The following is a 21,665-nucleotide window of genomic DNA, read 5'->3' as shown; positions in this document are numbered from 1 at the left end:
ATATGTTTTTAAAGTTCTTTTATCGCTCTTTCAAAGCCCTTTTAAAGGGCTTTTTTGACTGACACTGTCAGTCTTATGGAGCATGTTGATAGTTGTTAGTGTCTCTTCATTGATTTGGAGAGCAAAATGGCAACAGAATTTAATCATGGTATTCGTCTCATTGAGGATGGTCAAGCGTCTCGCCCCCTAGAGATGTTTAGCCAAACCGCCATTGGGGCGGTTGTTACAGCCCCTGATGCAGATGCAAAAACCTATCCCCTTAACGAGCCCGTGTTGGTCTTTACCCATGAGACAGAGAAAATCCAAAAGCTTGGGCAAAAAGGCACAGCCCTTGATGTGATTAGCGCCGTGCGTGCGCAAGGAATTGAGGCACAAGTGATCCTTGTGCGGGTGGAAGAAAAATCCACTATTGCTGAAACACAAACCGAAATGGTGGGGTCAAGTGTTGCTTTAACCGGTGTTCATGCCCTAGCGCATGCTAGAGGGCATTTAGGTGTGGAACCTGGAATTCTCTTAGCGCCAGCTTATAGTGCAGGGCGCCTTGATAATGCTAAAAACCCGCTAGCAGATGCTCTAGAACAGGTTGCCGAAAAGCTACAAGCCATTGCGGTTTTTGATACGGGGGGCAAAAATACGGAAGAAAGCCTTGCCTTTCGCGCAGATTTCTCCTCACGCTTTTGTTATCTGATTGATCCCTTTGTGCGGGTAGCAAATAGTGAGGGGGGCTTTAGTATCAAACCGGCAAGCCCCTTTGTGGCAGCCATGTTTATCAAACGAGATAAACAAAAAGGGGGTGTTTTTTGGTCTCCCTCCAACCAAGATGTCAAAGGCATTTTAGGCACAGCGCGCCCCATTAGCTATTTTGATGGGGAAATTGATCATGAGGCTAATCGTCTTAATCAAGCTGATATTGCCACCTTTATTCCAGCCCGCCTTAGCCAAAATTCCCAAGGACAACCGGCTGCCAATGGGCGTATTTTATGGGGCAATCACACCACCTCGAGTGATCCACTCTGGCGCTTTGTCAATGTGGTGCGTACCCGCGCCGCCTTGGAAAAAACCATCATTAACAATTTGCGCCCTTGGGCCAATGACGAAAACCTGACCGGTCAACATGTTATTGCACTTACCCGCAGTCTTACACAGTTTCTTGATGATATGATTGCGCGCGGTGCGCTTTTAGGGGGGCGGGTTTGGTTTGACCGTGATTTAAATTCCAACAGCAATTTACAATTGGGAAAACTGCGGGTGGAATTTGATGCAGAAGAAGTCCCTCCTCTCGAAGATTTAAGCTTTGGCAGCCGGCGCAATGGCGCTTACTTTAATCGGCTCGCTGAAGATATCCAAAATAAAATGACCCATACTTTTGGTGATACGCTTGATACCTATCGCAAAGCAGCAAGGAGTAACGCATGACTTTAAGAATTGTTCGTGGTTTTACCCTGATTGTTGATGATGATGTAAACCTTCATCTTGATCTTGAAACACTCAAACTTCCAACTTTAGAAGAAATCACTGAAACCTATCAACCAGGGGGCTCTGATATGCAAATTGATGTGAGTGGTCTTGGTGTGAAAGCCTTAAACTTACAAATGAAGATCCACAGCCATACCCCCGAAATCATCGGCATCTTTGGGGGGCCTCCTGGTCTTCGTCATAAATTTACCGGCAAAAAACATGTGGTGTCTGAAGAAGATGGACGCGAGCATGAACATTCCATTGATGTCACGGGGCGTTTGGTCAAAGTCGATAGCGAAAGCTTAACGGCTGGAAAAGCCACAGGCTATGATTGTGAGATCAAAAATATCTGGGACTATACGGAATTTTGGGATGGTTCTGTTTTGCACCGCTTTTCCTTTAAACGAGGCGGTTGGCTGGTGCGCAATGGACAAGAGATCGGTGGACGCCGCCGCGCTATACTTAATTTATAGGAATTGATCATGACCAGTTTACAAACAAGTGTTGCTGTGGAATTGCAGGTTCCCCTTGTCTATCAAGACAAGGATGGCAAAGAATCCACACGGCACAAATTGACCTTTTATCGCCCAAACTTCAAGCAAGCACGCCAATTAGCCGTGTTGATGGGACCACAGTTGGCAAAGTTACTTTTGCCCGCTGTAGAAGAAGATAAAATACCTTTGAGCAATGATATTCTCATTGCCAAACTTTGTGAGGCTTTATTCACCCATGAAGCCATGGAAGGAATCGCCGCGCTTCTGGCAGAGATGTCTCATGAATCTGTTGAACTGATTAATCGTCTTGATATTGTTGATGTTGTGGCCGTGTTTAAGGTTTTTTTTGCTTTTTTTCTCAAACACCAATCCCCTATGCCGGACAATTTGGAGCCGAACTAGCTCTTTATTACCACTGGTCGGCTCTAGAGATCAATCAGATGGATTGGCTGGAAGTGATTGCCTATCGCGAAGAATTAGTGCGCTTGAAACAACAAGAATATGAAAGCCAAATGTTAGGATGAGATACGCTTATGGATGTTTCCCTTGTTGTGCGTTTTGTGAATCATCTCCAAGAAGGGATCGCCTCTGCCAAGCGAGACTTAAGAGCTTTTAGCCTCGATATTGCGCATTTCCAAAACCAAACACGAAAGCATTTTAAAGGGTGGTTTGACCCTGAGCACTTGGAGGAAGCTACAGCAAAAGCGCAAAATGCTTATATTCATGCGCGTGGGCGCATGGTGGGGGCTGTTGCCCAAACCGCAACCTTAATTGCGCCTCTTTATAAAGCCATGCAATTTGATCAATCGATGAAAGGCTTGGAAAAGGTTCTGGATGCCCCCCTTGATCGTTTAAAAGAATTGCGTCGTTTTGCGCTTGAAACCTCCACCAAAATTCCTCTCGCCGCTCGTGAAGTTTTAGAACTGATGACCAGTGCCAGCCAAGCAGGGATTGGTGAACAAGATCTCGAGGCTTTTAGTATTTATGCCGCCAAAGCAGCGGTCGCCTTTGATATGACGGGGGATCAGATTGGTGAGCGCTTTGCCAAATTGCGCAATGTCTTTAAACTTAATCAAGCAGGCATCGAAGATTTAGGCGATGCTATCAACCATCTTTCCAACCACATGGCGGCCAAGGCAAGTGAAGTCTCTGATTTTACCAATCGGGCGACCGGAGCGGCAACCATGTTTAAACTGACAGCCCGTGAGACGGCGGCCTTTGGGACGGCGATGATTTCTGCTGGGATTGTCCCAGAGAGTGCAGCACGTGGTTTTAACTCTATCAGTGCCCGTATTCAGGCGGGAGGAAAGCATATTGAAGATGCTTTTACCAATATTGGTCTCTCTCGTCAAAAATTTATGGAAGATTTGGAGAAAGATGCCACCGGTACCTTGGTGCGTTTTTTTGATGTGTTGGGCAAATCCGAACAGGGGATGCGTTCACTGATTGCCATTGCAGGACGCGACTTTACTGGGGATTTTGCCAAACTGGTGGGTAACCCCGAATTGGTAGGGCAAGCCTTAAAGTTTGTTGAAGACCCAAAAGTCTTTAAAGGCTCTGTCGAACAAGAGGCAGATAAACAAGCAACCGGTGCCATGCGGCAATTTGAACTGTTACAAAACCGCATTGTGGCTTTAGGGGTTACCATTGGTGAAGTGCTTCTGCCTCCTGTCAACAGTTTAATGGAAACTGTTGGTGGTTTTTTAAACGTTCTGATGGCATGGGCTAATGAACACCCTGTTTTAACCGGTGTGATCATCAAAACCATTGCCGCCCTTATGGCTTTTAATATTGCTTTGCGGGTTGTACGTTTTACCATGGCGGGAACCCGCCTTGGGGTCCTGCAATTGATTGCCTCTTTTATCAAGATGAGGGCTGTTAGTGGTGCGCTGAAGGCAAGTTGGCGCGGGCTCTTGGCTTCAGGGCGCTCACTGGGCTTGTTAACTGCAGGTCTTGGGGCAAGTTCACTGCGACTCTTACGCCCCATGACTTTATTGATGGGAGCTTTGCGAGGGATCGCAATTTCAGGTACAGCATTTGCTGCCTCTTTTGGCTGGATAGGGACAGCGATCGAAGTGGTTGGGGCAGGTATTGCTTCTGTTGTTGGGGCTGTATTTACCCCAATCGGTGCTCTGATTGCTGCTGTTGTGGCTGTCATATTGGCTGCTGGTTTTGCTTTGTGGAAATATTGGGATCGCTTTTCTTCCTTTGTCAAAGGATTTGCACGGGGGCTAATCCGCGCTTTTGGTCGTGCCTTTGAAGCTGTCATGCGTTTTTTTGGTGCTGATACCAGCACCATCACCCGTTGGAAGAATATCATTGCTTCTGCCTTTGATTTTTCTGCCCACTGGCAAAAGTTTAAACAAGGACTTTCCTTTGTTGCTCAAAGCTTTGAAGATTTGTGGGAGGGGATTAAACAAAGCCTTTCCAATTTTTGGGGGTGGTTGAAGCGTTTTTTCTCTCAAGAAAAGCTCACGGATAGTGCCAAGGCAAGCATGGAACAAGCCGGAGAAGATTTAGGGAGTTGGATTGTTAATGGTTTTATGGGCACCATCTCACAATTGACGGACTTTTGTAAATCTTTACCTCACCGCATAAAGGGGTGGATTGGGTCGATTGATGTAAGAGATTATTTGCCAAGTTTTTTAGGAGGCAAAACGCCTCAGCCTGTTGTGCAATTTTCGGGGGCTGGTCGTGCCAATGCGCCTCTCACAGAAGCAAAAGACAAAGAACGCGTCCCCATTACGCACAATCAAAATGTCACGGTGCATGTCAATGGCGCGCGTGATCCTATTGCAACTGGTTATGCGGTTCGTCATGCCTTGCAACGGGCAGGGGCCAATGCCTTGCATGGCGGAACAGAATAAGGGGAGGGAGTATGCAAGATCCTTTGCTGATGTTGGGACCGCATCAATTTTATGTGGACTGGTTGAACTTCCAATCTTTTGAAGAGGAATTCTCTGCCTCATGGGTTTGCTTAGAGCGTTTTGGTGGGGCCCCTGGTTTGCAATTTACCGGCTATGGCAATGATCCCAAAACCATCCACGGGGTATTATTTCCAGAAGAGTTTGGTGACCGGGTTGCCATTGATGCCATCACCAGAACCATACGTGCGGCTCAACCCGTTCAGATGATCCGTTGGATGAGTGATGATAGCTACAGTGCCTTAATGCTTGGATCCGTGGTGATTACCAGTGTCACGAAAGACCATGACTATATTAGCCGCTCTGGTCAATCGGGGCGTATTCGCTATTCCATTAGCCTGTTGCCGTTTTTTGATGGGGGAAAACCACAAGGTCAATATCAAATAGGGCAATACCAAGGGGGGCAAGAGGAGGATACCTCATGAAGATCCCCGCAAAACAGCTTGTGGTCGAACTAGAGGATATGAGTTTAGACCTCATTTGTTATCACCATGCCTTGTCTGTTTTAGGAGACCGGAGGCAAGCTGGTTTACTGAAAGGTTATTTAGAAGCCACACTGGAGGCTAATCCAGAGATTGCGGGGTATGATGCTTTTTTGCCGCGGGGCTTAAAGGTTCTTTTACCTGAATTTATTTCCCAAGAAAAAAACAGCGTGGTCAAACGGCTATGGGATTAATGCGCACACATCCCTTTATTGAGGTGAGGGTAGGGGAGAAGCTTGTTCATGAAGTTTTTTACCAACGTCTTTTAACGGCAACCATCACAGACAATGCGGGTAATGAAGCCGATACATTCGAGGCGGAATTTGATGATAGCGGCAATGATTTAGAGATCCCCTCCAGTAACACTGCGCTCCATGTCACCTTTGGTTATGAGAACAGCATTCGTGCCTTTATGGGGCGTTTTGTTGTGGAGACGGTGACCAGTTGTGGGGGCAGTGATGGAGAGATTTTGCGCCTTTGTGGCAAAAGCGCTTCCATGCGTGCAGAGATCAAAGAACAGGCGAGTGAGCATTTTGATCATAAAACCATTGCTGAGATTGTTGAGAGCCTTGCCAAACGTCATGGTTATCAAGCAAAGGTCAGTCCCAAATTTACCAAACAAACCTTGCCTTATGTGGTGCGCACCGATCAATCGGCGATTGATTTTTTAACCCGGCTTGCTGATCGGATGCAGGCACGTTTTTTGATCAAAGACAATAAGTTTTTATTTTTAAGCGGGGACAATCTCCCCCTCCAGACAATTCATCAACAGGAGTGTTCCCATTGGGAGTTTAGTCTCGAGCCACGCACCCAATATGGCATGATAGAAGCACGGTATTTTGATCGCGCAAAAGGGCAACAGCACGTTGTTACGCATCGCACAGGGTATACGGGGCCCATTCGCCGTCTGCGGACGTGCTACCCTTGTAAGCAGCAAGCACAAGCTGCGGCTGCTTCTGAGTCGGATAGGCTTTGTCGAGCCATGGGTAGTGGTTCTTTAAGCCTTGAGGGGCGCCCTGAAATCATGGCGGGGCAACCGCTTTTGCTTCAAGGGTTTCGAGGCGAAATCAATGGCCCATGGCATGCTGCAACCGTGACCCATCGCTATGAAAAGCAAAGCGGATACATCACAGAAATTACCCTAGAAGCGCTAAATCAAGGAAAGGAAACAGGAGAAAGGGAAACTTGATCAGAACAGAAAATCAAAGGGACAACTTGTCCCTTTGATCGATGGTGATGTTTCTTGAGATTAAAGTACAAGGTTTGCGCTTTGGGTGGGAGAGAGCAATTGGGACAAGTTGTCCCTATACCTTAAAGGAGCAATAGGATCAAGTTGATCCAATTGCATGAGGCCAGCAATAGGGTAATGTTTACCCAATTCCTCAAACAAGTAATAGTGCAAACATTGCGCAATTGCATATAGAAGTGCAATACGGTCAACATGACCGAATTTTTCCAAGCTTCTTTTGTTTTTTAATAATGCCTCAGAAAACCGAAAAGCTGTCACGCAGTTTATGCTAAAGAAAAGGTACCATTTTATGCATGCTTCTTCTCAAATAATACGATTCTTTTAATGCGATTCTTGCTCATGACTGATCATCAGAAATTGCGACCTTTAAGAGAAGAAAAATAAGACTCATTAAAGAGGCTTAAAATGATCTTTGAAAGGTCTTTGAAGACCCTTTGAGAACCCCTTAAAAATCATTTTAAAGAAAATAAATTGGTACAAAACCTGGTGGCAAAATATACAAAACCTACTGTCAAACTACAGTCAAACTACATACAACGCTGGCAAGCTACACAAGCTACAACAACTGTGAAAAAAATGGTAGCGGAGGAGGGATTTGAACCCCCGACACAAGGATTATGATTCCTCTGCTCTAACCTACTGAGCTACTCCGCCAAAATAAAATTACAAGTGCAAATAATTATATCTTCTGCGGATATAAGAGGTAGAATAGTGAGATGTCAAGCATCGTTTTTAAGCTTTTCTCTTGTCATTCTATTTTATCCTCGATATGTAAAAGTATAATTTTATAGATAACGTAAGGTAAGGCATAAAAATGGTGCCACGTGTAGCGGTTTTAGGATGCGGTCATTGGGGTGAAAACCATATACGGACACTCCACTCTCTTGGGGCTTTAGCAGCAGTTTCTGATATTAATACTGATCGTGCTGCCAATTTTGCTGCGATGTATGGTGTAGAGGTTGTTCCACCAGATGATCTTTTCACTCATCAAAATATTGATGCGCTCGTATTAGCACTGCCGCCACAATTTCATACGCAAAATGTGCTGCGTGCTGTTAAAAATGGCAAAGATGTTTTGGTGGAAAAACCAATAGCCTTGAATATTGCTGATGCTAAACGCCAAATTCAGGAGGCTAAGGACTATGCGCGGGTTTTTATGGTGGGCCATATTTTACGTTTCCATCCGGCTTTTGAAAAAATGTGTGAATTGGTGAAGAACGGGGAATTGGGGGAGGTGCGATATATTTACTCTCATCGATTAGGCTTTGGAAAATTTCACACACACAGTGATGCTTTATGGGATCTCGCCCCTCATGATCTCTCAATGATTTTAGCGTTGACAGGATGTGAGCCCTCCGAAATTCGCGGTGAGGGGGCTGCTGTCGTTGATAAGATTTCTGACTTTTCTCATGTTCATATGACCTTTCCAAATGGTGTACGTAGTCATCTTTTTGCTTCACGTTTGAGCCCTTATCGTGAGAGGTGTTTAACTGTTGTTGGGACAAAGGCTATGCTCGTTTTTGATGATATGGAACCGTGGAGCCGTAAATTGGCAATGCACCATTTTGCCGTTTGGAAAGAGAATCAAGAGTGGGCTTTTAGCATGGATAAGCTGAGTTACATTGATGTGTGTGAAGATTTGCCCCTTACTTGCGAATTACGGCATTTTCTTTATTGTATTCAAACGCGTCAATTGCCTCGTACAAATGGTGATGATGCTATTGCGGTTTTACGGATTTTAACAGCTGCTGGTGTCAATTATGATAAATAAAAGAGATAAGTAGCGCTTTTGTATTCTTGTGATGATCAATGGAGTTAATATGCAATTCATCGACCTTGGGGCGCAGCGGGCGCGTATTGAAGATAAAATTAATTCTGCAATTGCGCATGTGGTCGCGAGTGGTCAGTATATTTTGGGGCCAAAAGTAACAGAGTTTGAAGAAAAATTGGCTGAGTATCTTGGCGTTAAACATGTCATTGCATGTGCTAATGGAACAGATGCTTTGAAGATGCCTCTTATGGCTAAAAATATTGGTCCAGGGGATGCTGTGTTTTGTCCTAGCTTTACTTTTTCGGCAACGGCTGAAGTCGTTGCTTTGGTGGGGGCTGAGCCTGTTTTTGTGGATGTTTTACCCGATACATTTAATATTGATGTTGAAAAACTTTCTCACGCTATCGAAATGGTTAAAAAAGAGGGAAGGCTAAAGCCAAAGGCTATTATTGCTGTTGATTTATTTGGGCTTTCTGCTGACTATGTGCAAATTGCTCAAATAGCGGCAAAGGAAAATCTGTTTGTCATTGAAGATGCTGCTCAAGCTATGGGTGGAAGAAGCGGTAAGACGATGTGTGGTGCTTTTGGTGACGTGGCGGCCACAAGTTTTTATCCTGCAAAACCATTAGGGTGTTATGGCGATGGAGGTGCTATGATCACCAATGATGATGATTTAGCAGAACTTTTACGCTCTATTTTGTTTCATGGGAAAGGTGAAACACAATATGATAATGTACGGATTGGTATGAATTCACGTCTTGATAGTATTCAGGCTGCAATTTTACTCGAAAAGTTTGTGATTTTTGAAGATGAAATGGAAAAGCGTGTAGACGTTGCTCAACGTTATTCCAATGGGTTAAGAGATACTGTTACAGTTCCAGAAATAGGAGAAAATATTCGTTCTGCTTATGCCCAATATACGATTAAGGTAAGAGAGCGTGATAAATTAAAAGATTTCTTGCAAAAAAATTCCATTCCTACCATGATTTATTATAAAACTCCTTTACATCAACAGCTAGCTTATAAACACTTTCCTTATGTAAAAGATTCCCTTTCTGTGTCAGAGTCTTTAGGAGAATGTGTGTTAAGTTTACCAATGCATCCTTACTTGGCGCAAACGGATCAGGATATGATCATCCAAAAAATAAGAGATTTTTATCACGCTTGAGAGCATGCTTTTATCTTTAAAACTTATGGTAAAAGCTTTATGGGTGGTCCATCTTAGAAGGTATTTTTTGTTAGAATGTATGATGAATATTTTTTAAGTGTTATTTGCCTTTAGGATTCATGAAATACTGTCCTTTAAAGCGGTGATATGAAAAGCAAATGGAATCGCTAGATAAGGGGATGAATTTTTTCAAATCGGTGTAGGGTAAGAAATTTTTCCTTTAGTTTAGCGAGAAAGTCACGTTTAATAAAAGGCATTTGGATTATGAGAGCTACAATGAACCTTTATCGATTTTACTCTTCATTGAAGGTGTTTTAAGAGATAACTTATTTAACGGGGCTTTTAGAGGAGAGATAAGTTATTTTTTTGCGAATACGTGATGCGAGGTCATTTTTACTTTTGGACTTTTGAATCAATGTGTTGATGGGTGATGTATGCCCCTCCTGTAGCGCTATTTGAGCTGCTAATGTTGCTGCAAGGTCCTTTGTTTCTTCACGGAATTCTTCTAGCAGTTGGTGGTTAGCCGTTATATCAAGCTCATGAGTTTGGATTTTTTGTAAATGTTGCTGATAGTGTGCAATTTTTTCACGCATCATTTTGCTTTCCTGTGAAGATGTTTGTGTTGACAATATTTTGTTTGATGGCGATTGATTCTTTGGGAGAAGTGTTTTGTGCGGGGAGGTATAGCCGATAAAGTTGTTCTGTAATTTGGCTCAAGTGTATTTTTTGTTGGGCGTATTTTTTTTGCAAAGATTCGTACTTTTGTTGGTTTTTTGCTAATTCTACAGCATGTTGTGCGCGGACAAAGTCGTGGCTTGCTTGTATTTCCGTGAGTGATAATGGAAGTTGTGCACAAACATCTTTATGCGCAAAATGAACGGCTTTACGCCAAATAAGAGGGGATAAAAGAACTAATAACCAAGAAGTGGTGGCAACCCCAAGAATAAAAAAAAGAAACGATTGAATAAGCATAATACCCCCTTTCAAATAAGAAGATGTTTAAAACGGATTCCATGTCGGTTTCGGTGTTAATTTTAAATATCCTATATTGATACCAAGACGTGCACCAATTCCAGTTCGTATTGGGATTAACAAGGTATCATGGTATTTGAGCACATGAAAACCAACCCCTGCAATTAAATAGGCCGAACCTGAAATACCACCATAGCGTCCCCATAAATTATTTATGCTCTTAAGATTGTAAACCAAGATCATGAGACGAGAACCTTGGCCACCAAAATCCCAGCCTACTGAAGGACCTTGCCAAAAAACTTTATGCTGACCATAACTTTTGGTAAAAACTTTTCCTTCGCCATAGGTTAATCCAGCAAAAAAGGCACCCGAAGCTTCTTCTCCTAAAATATAGGCATTGGGATAGCCATATTGTGAAAAAATATTTTGAATTGCGATCGCTAAACCACTGGTTGTTTTTCCAAAAAAAATATGACCAGAATCAATAATTTCTTGAAGTGAATAATGAGGCTCGCTTTGCTCTATCGGTTTTAGTTGAGCATGTGTAGTGTTTATGGTGACGAATAAAAGGAAGATTAAAGATATAATATTTTTGTACCAGTATTTTAGCAGAGAGAGAGCCATAGAGTTTTCTCCTTTTATTAGTGACAAACAAAAAGATAATATTAGGATTCTCATTCTATTCAAATAAAAAATAAGATGTAAGGTTATTTAAATTCTTGAATTTATTTCTGAAAACTTTTTAGCATGATTGTTAATGTTTTCTCTTATGCATCAGATGTTAAGAGTTTTTCTTTAAAATAAAGTTTGTTTTTTGAATTTAGGAGTTTTCAATCGTATGATGTTTGCTATTTCTTTGAAGCCTATGGATCTTGCTGCTTTGCTTTGTAGTCGTATTTGCCACGATTTAATTTCACCTGTGGGGGCTATTCAAAATGCAATGGAGCTTTATGACGAGGGAGGCGCTGAAGAAGAGGCTTTGCAATTGGTGCGTTTATCCGTTGCGAGTGCTTCTGCACGTCTACAATTTGCGCGGTTGGCTTTTGGTTTTGCTGGTGCAAGTGGAGGACAAATAGATACACGTGCTGCAGAGCAGGTTGCTCAACAATATATGCGGCAAGAAAAAGCAACTTTAAAATGGCAGGCTCCCTCTCTTTTGTTACAAAAAGATGAAGTTAAACTTTTGCTGAATTTGTTATTGATTGCAAATGCAACAGTTTCTCGTGGAGGTGAAATTGTTGTTATGATTGTGCAAGAGGAAAATAAACATTCTTTTCGATTTGAAATTGTGGGTGAAATTCTTCGTATTCCTCCACATTTTCTTGCGTTATATCATGGAGAAGCTAAAGAAGAGCTTATTGATGCACATGTCATCCAATTTTATTACACAATGTTACTTGCTGAAATGACAGAGATGAAAATAAATATTGATGAAAGGGATCATTGTATTGTTTTAGAAAGTGTGAAAAAGCTCTGAATTAAGAGAGAAGCGCTTAAGCCGTATTGGGGAAAAAGAAACTTCGATCAAATTTACGAGCGATAAAATTATATTTGCGAATAGAGTGTGGTTATTTCTTAAGCTTTAAGCACTTTCTATATGAGATTTTTTGTGTGCGAGTTTTTTTATTTGTGACAGAAAAAAATATCGGGAAAAATCTCGGCCCGCTACACCCCGAGATTTTACAATGTATATTTTCACTGCTTAAGCGGTTTTTCGTACGTTCTCTTCAACTGGATCACGCAAGACATAACCACGTCCCCAAACGGTATCAATGTAATTTGCACTAGAAGAGACTGCTTCCAATTTTTTCCGTAGTTTACAGATAAAAACATCGATAATTTTTAGCTCTGGTTCATCCATTCCACCATAGAGATGATTGAGAAACATTTCTTTGGTAAGTGTTGTGCCTTTGCGCAAAGAGAGAAGCTCTAGCATTTGGTACTCTTTACCGGTTAAGTGAACAGGGCGTCCTGCAACTTCGACGGTTTTTGCATCAAGATTAACGGTGAGATCACCGGTAACAATAACTGATTGTGCATGTCCTTTAGAACGACGAACAACTGCATGAATACGCGCAATAAGCTCATCCTTATGAAAAGGTTTTGTCATATAATCGTCTGCCCCAGAGCCAAAACCACGAACCTTGTCCTCAATGGCATTCATACCAGAAAGGATAAGGACAGGCGTTTTTATTTTTGCCAATCTCAGAGTTCGTAAGACATCGTACCCTGACATATCGGGTAAATTTAGATCAAGCAAAATGATATCATAATCATAGAGTTTTCCTAAATCGATACCTTCTTCACCCAAATCAGTGATATAAACATTAAAATTGGCTGACTTTAGCATCAATTCAATGCTTTGAGTAACCGCTCTATCATCTTCAATTAATAATACGCGCATTTTAGATCCCTCACTTGGCTCCTTTACGAATCACAAGGAGCATTTCTATTTTATAAACAGTGATTTTACCAACTGTTTATAAAAACAATTCATGAAATCAAACACTTAGTAATAAAGCGTTTATGAATATTTTAGTAGTACGCGTAACAATCACTACCAAATTCCTCACTATCCATGATAGTGGTTAACAAAATATTGTTATTTTTAAAAGAGGCTACAAAATTATTTTAAAAAAATCGCGTATTTTTGAACATAATAAAAAATGAAGGGCTTTTTCTATAAACTTTAATCTAAAAAAAATCTTGTACAAAAGTCTTATAAATTACTTTTTTACAATTTCAGTGTTTATTTACGGAGCTTTAAACCTCTTCATTTTATAGTGGGAGGGAAAAAGAAAGAAATAGTTATGATTCTTTAAAGAAGGTGTGTTTGCAGATGCTTTAAAGGAAGAGCAAAGTTATAGTCTCGTTAAAGGTTTGTTTTTTCGGTTAGATATATAACTAAAACGATATGAATTGAGTCTGAATGCGTGTTTTGAGTTGACGCAATCAAGGAGTAGTGAGTATGAAGCCACGGGAAAATATGGTGCGATTGAGGATGTTTCAAGTGCGTGGAAAGCGCCGTGAAATTGCACAGCTTGAAATGATGATCGCAGAATTTGAACGAATGGTGTTAGAACTGGAAACACAGATTTCTCATGAAGAACGTAAATCTGGAAACAGTGATGTTCACCATTTTGCTTATTCTGCTTTTGCGCGTGCAGTTCGGCAAAGACGTGATAATTTGCTCAATTCCATTCGTGATTTACAACTGCAAAAGACAAATGCTGAAATTGCTCTTCATGAAGCTCATACAGAGCTGCAACATGCACAGCTCTTGGAAGCACGAGAAAAAAAGACTGCCGCGGATGATGAAGATATTTTAATTCGATCTAATTCAATGGCTGGCTAATTCAATTATTGGGGAATCAAAATAATTATTGAAAAATCAATTTTTTAGATTTAACTTTTAAAAATAATATAAAAACAGCCAGACTTTTGTCAAATTTGGCTGTTTTTATCAAAGTGCTTTTATGTTATCAAATCATGATCAGTGACAACTTAATGCCTGTAATCTTGAATCTTGGTCGTTCGTAATCCTGCTAAGCCGTGTTCATTGATCAAACTTTGCCATGAAAGAAATTCTTCTACAGTCAAAGTATAACGTTGACACGCTTCGTCAAGGCTTAACAATCCACCTCTGACAGCCGCAACAACTTCAGCTTTGCGGCGAATCACCCAGCGCCGTGTTGTTTGTGGCGGTAGGTCGGCAATTGTAAGTGGACTTCCATCTGGCCCAATAACATATTTCATTTGTGTTTTTATCAAATTGGTCATTCGTATCCTCTACCTCTCGTCAAGGACTTGATTCGTTTATAGAGCATGAAATTTAAAAAAGAGCTAAACGTGCTGAAAGAAAAAATTAATAAAATGATTGAGCGTGTAAAAAGAGGCTAAAGCGAATTGTGGAGAAGCGCCTCTTGCAATATTTTGCCAGATTTTATTTTGCTAGATTGGAAAAAAGAGAAAAAATTTTTCCTCAATGATTTTTCCAACTGATTTCTCCCAAATGATTACTATTATGCCTTATTTCATCACTCTTTTTTATTTACAGCTGTTTTTAAGAAAATGATGCTATGGTTGTGGAAAAGATAAAAAAATAATATAAAGACAATCAATAGTATAAAAGTGGCAATAGCATAAAAGTGCTGAAGAAGCGCGCATCAGAATGTTAACATATGGGTATCCATTAATAGAGCACTAAATAGAGAATGAATACATGTTTTTGAACAGTCTTGATTTACCAGGACAACCTAAGGATTCTCGCATTGTTGTTGCAATGTCGGGGGGGGTTGATTCATCGGTTGTTGCAGGTCTTCTAAAAAAGGAAGGGTATAATGTCATTGGCATTACATTGCAGCTTTATGATCATGGGGCTGCAACGCATCGGGTAGGGGCGTGTTGTGCGGGACAAGATATTGAAGATGCGCGTCGTGTTGCAGAAACGTTAGGAATACCGCATTATGTTCTTGATTATGAGAAACGCTTTCGTGAAGCTGTTATTGATCCTTTTGCAGAAAGTTATGCTCATGGAGAGACTCCAGTGCCATGTATTGCGTGCAATCAGACAGTTAAGTTTGCTGATTTATTAGCAACAGCTCGTGAATTGGGGGCCGATGCTTTGGCAACGGGACATTATATTCGTTCCCGTTCTCATGGGGCACATCGAGCCCTCTTTCGTCCTCTCGATAATGATCGTGATCAGAGTTATTTTCTCTTTGCAACAACACAAGAACAGATTGATTATTTGCGTTTTCCCCTTGGTGATCTTCCAAAAGCGCGCGTTCGCGAAATGGCTGCAGAAATGGGCTTTGTCGTTGCCAATAAGCATGATAGCCAGGATATTTGTTTTGTTCCACAAGGAAAATATTCAGATGTTATCGCAAAGCTGCGTCCAGAAGCCGCTAATCCTGGCTTTATTGTTCATATCGATGGAAAGATTTTAGGCAAACACTCGGGGATTGTTAATTATACCGTTGGTCAACGTCGTGGTATTGGGGTGTCAACAGGGGAAGCGCTTTATGTGGTTTATCTCGACGTGGAAAATGCCCGTGTTATTGTTGGTCCGCGTGAAATGTTAGAAACACATAAGCTTTTTTTACGGGATGTGAATTGGCTTGGTGATGAGTCGTTAGATAATTTTCCTTCTCAAGGTATTGAGGTGGCTGTTAAAGTGCGTTCAACGCGTCCGCCTCACCTTGCATGTTTACATTATAAAGAAGGTATTTTTTCCGTTGATTTGTTGGAATGTGAAAATGGTGTGGCACCAGGGCAAGCTTGCGTTCTTTATGATGGAAATGGTCATGAGGCGCGTATTCTTGGGGGAGGATTTGTAACACGTTCAGAGCGTGCGGCTGACATTGAAATGATGTTGAAGCGTGTTTTGTGCAATCTTGAAACAGAAGATTCTGTTTCCCCTGAACTGAAAACAACAGCTTCGTAAAAAGATAGTAAATTAATTTATAATGATAATTTTATCCTTCAATTTGAATGAAAGACTTGTGTAAATCTTTCTCAGTGCAATTTTTTTATGGTTGAATCCATCAAAGCCATGTCTTTGCACATTACAAGGGGGGGGCTGGACAAGTGGGCTTGTGGTGGGGAAGTTGATTAAAAAGAAATGTAAAAATGTCTTTGATGAATGCTCTCAAATGCGAGGGGATAGTAACTTCTAGGGTTGGCAAAGAACGCACATCATTGGATATTTGTTACAACTTAAAATCTTATCGTCTTGAGTGTTCAAAGTCGGTAAAATGGGCGAGGGCAATCCCTGAGGCTGTGGCAACATTGAGGCTATCAAAGCCATCAGTCATAGGAATCCGTAAGGCTTGTGATTGTTGTAGTATATGAGGTGGTAAGCCATCACCTTCTGTTCCAAAAATAAGGGCTATTCTTTTGGTTTTGTTTGCTTGCTTGAGCGTGTGTGAGGCAGAAGGAGAGAGTGCATAAAGATGAAAATTTTCATCGTTTAGAGCAGTTATAATGTCATTTATATTAGCATTTTGCGTATAGGGTACTTTTAGAGCAGCGCCAGCAGAAACTCTGATTGATTTGCGATAAAGTGGATCGCAAGAGGTCTTGTCGACAATAATGCCGTGACTGGCAAAGGCTGCCGCATTACGAAAAATCGACCCCATATTATCATGATTCGAGACACCACATAAAACGAGAATCAAAGCTTTTTCTGGAAGATTTTGTAAAAAACTTTGTAATGATGGGAGCGTTTTGCGTTTACCGATACCCAGAACACCACGATGAACATGGAAACCGGTGATATCATCCATGACTTTTTGTGAAACGCAATAAATGGGACATCGAGGTTGTGTTTTTTCTAAAAGCGGTAGAAGTCCAGGGAGGCGTTTTGCTAGGATAAGCAGCGAGAGAGGAGAAAATTCTTTCGAATGCAATAATGCGGACAACGTTATTTTACCTTCAGCAATAAATTGCTGTTGTCGTCCAACAAGATCTTTTTCACGGATATTACGATAGTCTTTTAGGCGTGGGTCATTTGTTTCGTCAATTGTTGTAATATTTAAATGCATGCGAGATTCTTAATGCTTTTTTCTTTCAATTTCCAGTTGTTAGAATTTGCTTTATTTTTAAAAAAAAGAGATAAAAAATATTATTTTAAAACTTATGGTAGAATTTATATTGACGGTCTATACAAATAAGTGTATTGTGAGGATACTGATGCGGGATAATAAGTTTTGTTTTCGTATCGGGTGCAGTGTCTTGGGTCCCCGCTATTTCCCAAGTTCTGTATGCCCTTAATTATAAGGGAAAAGAATCTGGGTCCCCAATGCCCAGATTCTTTTTGGGGGCCATAAGTCTTTTTCTTTTTCTAAGTTTTTTGGCAATTATATTTTACAATTTCCTTAAGCTGTAAAAGTATATAGGAGTGCTCAGTCATTTTTTCTAAAGTGAGAGATGCTTATAGATGGGGCCATTATGCACATCATAAAATGTGAAAAGGAATGCGTTTTTATGATGCATTTGAGCAAAAGCAGTTTTTTCGTTCTTAAAACGTGAGATGGCTCTAAGTTGTTCAGAAGACGATTCATGAAGGGGATTTGCTTATTTATTCTTGGGAAAAGCTGTGTGTTTATACCTTGTTCTCTTTATCCTTTATTGCTGATGTCTGTGTAATTGGGGAATTTTTGTGATAACAAGGGTACGTTGAGGCGTTTAGTGTATGGTAGCTTCTGTAATATTGAGAAAATATTGGCGACATGTCACAAATATCGTTATAGGGTTGAAAATATTTTATTCTTTGTTTCTCGTGAAGAAAAGGACAGTTTTCATGAATGCGAAAATCAATATACAAAGTTTAACTTTATACTCTATTTTTATTGCGTGTATTGTTTTTGCTTTGAAATATTGGGCATATCACATCACAGGGTCGGTTGCACTTTATTCTGATGCATTAGAATCAATCGTCAATATTATTGCGTCATTGGCGGCATGGTGGGCTGTTAAAGTGAGTATGAAGCCAGAGGATCATGATCATCCTTTTGGGCATCATAAAGCGGAATATTTTTCTGCGATTCTTGAAGGAATTCTCATTATTATCGCGGCAACTGTTATTTTAAGAGAAGCATGGATAGCGCTTTCTACCATTAAATTATTGCAGAAACCCGGAATATGGATTGTTATTCATCTTGTTGCAACTGTTATAAATTGCATGTGGGGAATGATTCTTATTTTGCAAGGAAAAAGCCATCGTTCACCGGCTCTTAAAGCTGATGGCGTGCATTTCATAACGGATGTTTTTAGTTCGGTTACAATTTTAATTGGTCTGATTGCTGGTTTTTTAGGGGGCTGGATCGTTTTAGATCCTATTTTAGCGATAATCGTTGCTGTTAATATTCTTTTACAGGGCTGGAAGGTGATTAGGAATGCTGTTCAAGGATTAATGGATGTTGGCGTTGAATTAAATGAAACCATGCGGATTCGTAAGCTGATTTCTGCCAATGCAGATGGCGCACTTGAGATCCATGATTTACGCACGCGTGTTGCTGGAAGGGTTACTTTTATAGAGTTTCATTTGGTTGTGCCAGCTGTCATGCAGGTCGGAGAAGCCCATAAAATTTGTGATAAAATTGAAGGTGTTCTTCAAAAAGAATTTGATAATGTGCGTATTTCTATTCATGTCGAACCTGAAGATGAGGCAAAATTGCCTCCCGGTACAACGATGATACCTTTTATATAAAAGGTATCATTTATATAAAATACTTTATGAGATAACAATCATAACATATCTGACTTTATTTATTCTTACAAAAAAATATGTTTTTCTTATTGCTGTGATGTTATTAAAGAACCCTTAAAACAATGATTCCTGGTGTTTTTGCAACATAATCCATAAAAGGGGAATCAACGACTTTTTCATTTGCTTTTCGTGAAGAAGCATTGCGTAACATTGGCCCTTTATCCGTCATGATAAAAAACCCCACATGTGTCACGTCTAATCCTGCAATTTTTGTATAAATGCCAATGAAATCACCTGATTTTAAACGGCTTATAACCTCTTCATTAACGAAGTTACTTGGAATATACGTTATTGTGCGTTTTACAACAGGAAGTCCAGGAAGATAGTTTCCATCATCAGCTTTTTTATTGAGGTATTTTTCTATGCTCACCGCATGAGGACTTATTTCAGCGGTAATATCAGCGGCGCGTTTATATTCTCTATAGGCCCAGTCTGTAAAAAAATGTTTTCGATTTAAAAAATGAACATTACCCTTAATGTAACGCGTTCTTATGACGTTATTAATGAATTCTTTTGGGGATGTTGATTTGCGCAATGCTTCAACATAATCTAGATACGTGAAACAATCTAAGCCTCTAAAATCAATAATGAGTTTTTCTGGTATCTTTTCTGAGCCCTGTAACATATTTGCTTTGTAAGGTGTCCCTAAAAAAGCTTTAGAAAAAAAATCAATCAGGGCTCCCTTTTCGGGGTCATTTATTTCTGAACGTTTTTTGAGAAGAGCATTTAATTTATTTAAAGTGTAGGGATCTAGCTCTATGTTGGTTGTTTGTTGGCTTTCTCTTTTATTTTCTAAAATACCCTTTTGTGAATCGGAATTTTGAACATCACATCCTGTCACGAATATTAAAGTGAGAATTAATAGGGATATTTTTCGCATTTTATACACTATTTTTAAATTCACAGCTCATGACCAACTCTCACTAAAAGGGGTATTGCCTCATGTTGATTCGTTAGATCATTATCGGATTTAATAATAGCATATAATCATTGATGGCCTCAATAAATATGATCCGTTTTTACAGTGTTAAGCTATTCTGATGATGCTTTTTTAATCTTATCGTATATTCCTGAGGATGAGAAAAATTTTTAAGAGCTTATCTTTTGTAATGTTTTAATGATTATAGGATCTCTGAGCTATTCAATAAAATTGCGATTTTTGAAAGGTGTGGTATGAGTGGGGGGAATAATGATTGATAAAGTCAATTATAATTTCTTGAAGACTATATAATGTCTCTAAAATTATTAGGATGTTCTATATCTTCGGAGACTTTATTCATAATTTTCTCTCATGAATATTTGTTCATTTAATGTAAAAAAGTAAGTTTTATACTTCGATAATTATATACTAAGTAAGAAATAATTTTATATTTTTTATCTTGACTCTTTTTAAATTTTTTACTTTGTTATTATTTTATATGTGAAATTTATACGGTATAGAGTACTTAACAAGAAGAGGGTAAAAGAAAGCGGGGGCGTAACTGTGCGTGTAAAATGAGTGACTGAGTGTAAAATAGTATGTACGTTATGCAAGATCACAGGCTTAATCCGAAATTTGTTCGACGTGGGCTCATTTTAGTGTTCATCACTTTATTGTTAGATATTCTTGGCATTGCAATTATTTGTCCCGTTTTGCCTGAATATTTTTCTCAGTTAACTGGAAAAGATATCAGTACATCTTTTGTAGAAAGAGGAAAATTACTTGCAGCTTATTCAGTGATGCAGTTTTTGTTTGCTCCTGTTATTGGTAATCTTTCTGATCGTTATGGTCGTCGTCCTATTTTGCTTGTCTCTATTATCTGCTTTGCTCTTGATAATTTGATATGTGCTATAGCATGGAGCTATTCTATGTTATTTATCGGGCGTCTTTTGTCAGGAATAAGTGGGGCTAGTTTTGCAACTTGTACAGCTTATCTTGCTGATATATCAGATGAAAAAAACCGTACACGCAATTTTGGTCTATTAGGGGTTGCATCCGCATTAGGGTTTATTTTGGGGTCATTTATTGGTGGTTTTTTAGGTCAGTTTGGTCCGCGTATTCCTTTTTATTTTGCCACTGCTTTTTCGCTCATTAATTTTATTTTTGTTTGGGTTATGCTTCCTGAAACTCTTTCTTTATGGAATCGGCGTTTTTTTGATATTAAGCGGGCAAATCCCTTAGGCGCTTTTTGGCAACTGAAGCAATATCCGATGGTTCTTTGGGTATTGTTGGTCTTTTTTCTTTATTGGTTTGCGGAATCTGTATGGCTAAGCATTTGGGCGTTTATTGCAAAAGAACGCTATGAGTGGAGTTCGTTTTCCATAGGGCTATCCTATAGCATTTTTGGGATAGTCCAATTTATTGTTATTGCTCTTATTTTGCCTTATTTTTCTAAACGATGGAGCGATTGGCGTATTACAATAGTGGGGCTTTTGTTTGCATCCGTTGCTATGCTAGGCTATACATTCGCAACAAAGGGGTGGATGGTTTATATGGTTTGTGCATGTACAATGCTTGAATATCTTGTTCATGCACCTATCCGTGCTATTGCTTCAGCACAGGTGCCGACAAATGTACAAGGAGAGCTCCAAGGAGCCATGACATCTGTTGTTTCATTGAGTTTAATATTTGGTTCTGCTTTTTATGTATTTCTCTTTGAATGTTTTACAGATAAAAATGCACTGTTTTATTTTTCTGGTGCTCCTTTTGTTGGGGGCTTTTTGCTTCTTGTCGTTGCAACGCTCATTTTTACCTTGCGGGTACGTTAATTTGTTGAAGGGGGCTGGTAAAAATATTTTGCGAGAGAATGCAATAATTTTTTTGTGATGTTTGTTTTGTAATATGGGTATGCATCGTAAAGCTTGTGTTTTTTTGCTTAGTGACATTCAGTATTCA

21 protein-coding genes and 1 tRNA gene are annotated in these 21,665 nt (G+C 40.0%); 14 read left to right on the top strand and 8 right to left on the bottom strand.

Going from position 1 to position 21,665, the window contains the following annotated elements:
* The first annotated feature begins 126 nt into the window (after positions 1–126).
* From NNJ85_RS06160 to NNJ85_RS06130, 7 genes are all read left to right on the top strand, one after another.
* Entirely contained in the window at positions 127–1,416 is a 1,290-nt protein-coding gene (locus NNJ85_RS06160) for a phage tail sheath C-terminal domain-containing protein (protein ID WP_254474449.1), read from the top strand.
* Entirely contained in the window at positions 1,413–1,931 is a 519-nt protein-coding gene (locus NNJ85_RS06155) for a phage major tail tube protein (RefSeq protein WP_142416579.1), read from the top strand. Before NNJ85_RS06160 ends, NNJ85_RS06155 begins: the two co-directional genes overlap by 4 nt.
* A 9-nt stretch (positions 1,932–1,940) precedes the next feature.
* Positions 1,941–2,354, top strand: coding sequence for a hypothetical protein (locus tag NNJ85_RS06150; RefSeq protein ID WP_254474447.1), 414 nt, complete (start codon positions 1,941–1,943; stop codon positions 2,352–2,354).
* A 131-nt stretch (positions 2,355–2,485) separates the two neighbouring features.
* Positions 2,486–4,819 carry a phage tail tape measure protein gene (locus tag NNJ85_RS06145; RefSeq protein ID WP_254474445.1) on the top strand — a complete coding sequence of 778 codons (2,334 nt, stop codon included), beginning with the start codon at positions 2,486–2,488 and terminating at the stop codon, positions 4,817–4,819.
* A gap of 11 nt (positions 4,820–4,830) precedes the next feature.
* Positions 4,831–5,301, top strand: coding sequence for a phage tail protein (locus tag NNJ85_RS06140; protein WP_142416576.1), 471 nt, complete (start codon positions 4,831–4,833; stop codon positions 5,299–5,301).
* Entirely contained in the window at positions 5,298–5,552 is a 255-nt protein-coding gene (locus NNJ85_RS06135; protein WP_142416575.1) for a tail protein X, read from the top strand. The genes NNJ85_RS06140 and NNJ85_RS06135 overlap by 4 nt, the downstream gene beginning before the upstream one ends.
* Positions 5,552–6,547 (top strand): phage late control D family protein, encoded by a 996-nt coding sequence (locus NNJ85_RS06130; protein ID WP_254474891.1) that lies wholly within the window; start codon positions 5,552–5,554, stop codon positions 6,545–6,547. Before NNJ85_RS06135 ends, NNJ85_RS06130 begins: the two co-directional genes overlap by 1 nt.
* A 637-nt stretch (positions 6,548–7,184) precedes the next feature.
* Here the strand turns inward: NNJ85_RS06130 and NNJ85_RS06125 are convergent.
* Positions 7,185–7,261: transfer RNA gene (locus NNJ85_RS06125), tRNA-Met, on the bottom strand.
* A gap of 160 nt (positions 7,262–7,421) precedes the next feature.
* Between NNJ85_RS06125 and NNJ85_RS06120 the strand changes: the two genes are divergently transcribed.
* Both NNJ85_RS06120 and NNJ85_RS06115 read left to right on the top strand, forming a co-directional pair.
* A complete protein-coding gene (locus NNJ85_RS06120; protein ID WP_254474443.1) occupies positions 7,422–8,378 on the top strand; it encodes a Gfo/Idh/MocA family protein in 957 nt (318 codons plus the stop codon).
* A gap of 49 nt (positions 8,379–8,427) precedes the next feature.
* Complete coding sequence (locus NNJ85_RS06115; RefSeq protein ID WP_254474441.1) at positions 8,428–9,546, top strand: DegT/DnrJ/EryC1/StrS aminotransferase family protein; 1,119 nt, start codon at positions 8,428–8,430, stop codon at positions 9,544–9,546.
* A 326-nt stretch (positions 9,547–9,872) separates the two neighbouring features.
* On the opposite strand, the gene NNJ85_RS06110 is transcribed toward NNJ85_RS06115, so the two are convergent.
* Genes NNJ85_RS06110 through NNJ85_RS06100 form a run of 3 tightly spaced genes read right to left on the bottom strand, consistent with a single transcriptional unit; the run spans position 9,873 to position 11,142 of the window.
* Positions 9,873–10,142 (bottom strand): hypothetical protein, encoded by a 270-nt coding sequence (locus NNJ85_RS06110; RefSeq protein WP_254474439.1) that lies wholly within the window; start codon positions 10,140–10,142, stop codon positions 9,873–9,875.
* On the bottom strand, positions 10,132–10,518 hold the full coding sequence (locus tag NNJ85_RS06105) for a hypothetical protein (RefSeq protein WP_254474437.1): 387 nt from the start codon (positions 10,516–10,518) through the stop codon (positions 10,132–10,134). The genes NNJ85_RS06110 and NNJ85_RS06105 overlap by 11 nt, the downstream gene beginning before the upstream one ends.
* A 27-nt stretch (positions 10,519–10,545) precedes the next feature.
* Entirely contained in the window at positions 10,546–11,142 is a 597-nt protein-coding gene (locus NNJ85_RS06100) for a DUF1134 domain-containing protein (RefSeq protein WP_254474435.1), read from the bottom strand.
* A 214-nt stretch (positions 11,143–11,356) separates the two neighbouring features.
* Between NNJ85_RS06100 and chpT the strand changes: the two genes are divergently transcribed.
* Entirely contained in the window at positions 11,357–11,995 is a 639-nt protein-coding gene (gene chpT / locus NNJ85_RS06095; RefSeq protein ID WP_254474433.1) for a histidine phosphotransferase ChpT, read from the top strand.
* A 225-nt stretch (positions 11,996–12,220) separates the two neighbouring features.
* On the opposite strand, the gene ctrA is transcribed toward chpT, so the two are convergent.
* The gene (gene ctrA, locus NNJ85_RS06090; protein WP_254474430.1) at positions 12,221–12,922 is read right to left on the bottom strand and encodes a response regulator transcription factor CtrA; all 702 of its coding nucleotides are present in this window, start codon (positions 12,920–12,922) and stop codon (positions 12,221–12,223) included.
* Positions 12,923–13,486: 564 nt separating this feature from the next.
* On the opposite strand from ctrA, the gene NNJ85_RS06085 reads away from it, so the two are divergent.
* Positions 13,487–13,873: a flagellar export protein FliJ gene (locus NNJ85_RS06085; protein WP_254474428.1), complete on the top strand. Its 387-nt coding sequence runs from the start codon at positions 13,487–13,489 to the stop codon at positions 13,871–13,873.
* 149 nt (positions 13,874–14,022) lie between these two features.
* Here NNJ85_RS06085 and NNJ85_RS06080 read toward each other — a convergent pair whose 3' ends face one another.
* Complete coding sequence (locus NNJ85_RS06080) at positions 14,023–14,298, bottom strand: DUF1153 domain-containing protein (protein ID WP_254474426.1); 276 nt, start codon at positions 14,296–14,298, stop codon at positions 14,023–14,025.
* Between the two features lie 442 nt (positions 14,299–14,740).
* On the opposite strand from NNJ85_RS06080, the gene mnmA reads away from it, so the two are divergent.
* Positions 14,741–15,964, top strand: a complete 1,224-nt coding sequence (gene mnmA, locus NNJ85_RS06075; protein WP_254474424.1) for a tRNA 2-thiouridine(34) synthase MnmA — start codon at positions 14,741–14,743, stop codon at positions 15,962–15,964.
* Positions 15,965–16,244: 280 nt separating this feature from the next.
* Here the strand turns inward: mnmA and NNJ85_RS06070 are convergent, their stop codons facing one another.
* Positions 16,245–17,063, bottom strand: coding sequence for an RNA methyltransferase (locus tag NNJ85_RS06070; RefSeq protein WP_254474422.1), 819 nt, complete (start codon positions 17,061–17,063; stop codon positions 16,245–16,247).
* Between the two features lie 758 nt (positions 17,064–17,821).
* On the opposite strand from NNJ85_RS06070, the gene NNJ85_RS06065 reads away from it, so the two are divergent.
* Positions 17,822–18,730, top strand: a complete 909-nt coding sequence (locus NNJ85_RS06065) for a cation diffusion facilitator family transporter (protein ID WP_254474420.1) — start codon at positions 17,822–17,824, stop codon at positions 18,728–18,730.
* 103 nt (positions 18,731–18,833) lie between these two features.
* On the opposite strand, the gene NNJ85_RS06060 is transcribed toward NNJ85_RS06065, so the two are convergent.
* On the bottom strand, positions 18,834–19,670 hold the full coding sequence (locus NNJ85_RS06060) for a DUF1460 domain-containing protein (RefSeq protein WP_254474418.1): 837 nt from the start codon (positions 19,668–19,670) through the stop codon (positions 18,834–18,836).
* Between the two features lie 647 nt (positions 19,671–20,317).
* Between NNJ85_RS06060 and NNJ85_RS06055 the strand changes: the two genes are divergently transcribed.
* The gene (locus tag NNJ85_RS06055) at positions 20,318–21,538 is read left to right on the top strand and encodes an MFS transporter (RefSeq protein WP_371923335.1); all 1,221 of its coding nucleotides are present in this window, start codon (positions 20,318–20,320) and stop codon (positions 21,536–21,538) included.
* The last annotated feature ends 127 nt before the right edge of the window (positions 21,539–21,665 follow it).

This window comes from Bartonella sp. B1098 (assembly GCF_944896145.1).
In the GTDB taxonomy this organism is placed as follows: Bacteria; Pseudomonadota; Alphaproteobacteria; order Rhizobiales; family Rhizobiaceae; genus Bartonella.
This window is presented reverse-complemented; position numbering and strand designations above follow the sequence as displayed.

Coding starts and splice junctions, on each gene's coding strand:
- NNJ85_RS06160 (WP_254474449.1), top strand. CDS start 127: ATGGCAACAGAATTTAATCATGGTATTCGTCTCATTGAGGATGGTCAA.
- NNJ85_RS06155 (WP_142416579.1), top strand. CDS start 1,413: ATGACTTTAAGAATTGTTCGTGGTTTTACCCTGATTGTTGATGATGAT.
- NNJ85_RS06150 (WP_254474447.1), top strand. CDS start 1,941: ATGACCAGTTTACAAACAAGTGTTGCTGTGGAATTGCAGGTTCCCCTT.
- NNJ85_RS06145 (WP_254474445.1), top strand. CDS start 2,486: ATGGATGTTTCCCTTGTTGTGCGTTTTGTGAATCATCTCCAAGAAGGG.
- NNJ85_RS06140 (WP_142416576.1), top strand. CDS start 4,831: ATGCAAGATCCTTTGCTGATGTTGGGACCGCATCAATTTTATGTGGAC.
- NNJ85_RS06135 (WP_142416575.1), top strand. CDS start 5,298: ATGAAGATCCCCGCAAAACAGCTTGTGGTCGAACTAGAGGATATGAGT.
- NNJ85_RS06130 (WP_254474891.1), top strand. CDS start 5,552: ATGCGCACACATCCCTTTATTGAGGTGAGGGTAGGGGAGAAGCTTGTT.
- NNJ85_RS06120 (WP_254474443.1), top strand. CDS start 7,422: ATGGTGCCACGTGTAGCGGTTTTAGGATGCGGTCATTGGGGTGAAAAC.
- NNJ85_RS06115 (WP_254474441.1), top strand. CDS start 8,428: ATGCAATTCATCGACCTTGGGGCGCAGCGGGCGCGTATTGAAGATAAA.
- NNJ85_RS06110 (WP_254474439.1), bottom strand. CDS start 10,142: ATGATGCGTGAAAAAATTGCACACTATCAGCAACATTTACAAAAAATC.
- NNJ85_RS06105 (WP_254474437.1), bottom strand. CDS start 10,518: ATGCTTATTCAATCGTTTCTTTTTTTTATTCTTGGGGTTGCCACCACT.
- NNJ85_RS06100 (WP_254474435.1), bottom strand. CDS start 11,142: ATGGCTCTCTCTCTGCTAAAATACTGGTACAAAAATATTATATCTTTA.
- chpT (WP_254474433.1), top strand. CDS start 11,357: ATGATGTTTGCTATTTCTTTGAAGCCTATGGATCTTGCTGCTTTGCTT.
- ctrA (WP_254474430.1), bottom strand. CDS start 12,922: ATGCGCGTATTATTAATTGAAGATGATAGAGCGGTTACTCAAAGCATT.
- NNJ85_RS06085 (WP_254474428.1), top strand. CDS start 13,487: ATGAAGCCACGGGAAAATATGGTGCGATTGAGGATGTTTCAAGTGCGT.
- NNJ85_RS06080 (WP_254474426.1), bottom strand. CDS start 14,298: ATGACCAATTTGATAAAAACACAAATGAAATATGTTATTGGGCCAGAT.
- mnmA (WP_254474424.1), top strand. CDS start 14,741: ATGTTTTTGAACAGTCTTGATTTACCAGGACAACCTAAGGATTCTCGC.
- NNJ85_RS06070 (WP_254474422.1), bottom strand. CDS start 17,063: ATGCATTTAAATATTACAACAATTGACGAAACAAATGACCCACGCCTA.
- NNJ85_RS06065 (WP_254474420.1), top strand. CDS start 17,822: ATGAATGCGAAAATCAATATACAAAGTTTAACTTTATACTCTATTTTT.
- NNJ85_RS06060 (WP_254474418.1), bottom strand. CDS start 19,670: ATGCGAAAAATATCCCTATTAATTCTCACTTTAATATTCGTGACAGGA.
- NNJ85_RS06055 (WP_371923335.1), top strand. CDS start 20,318: ATGCAAGATCACAGGCTTAATCCGAAATTTGTTCGACGTGGGCTCATT.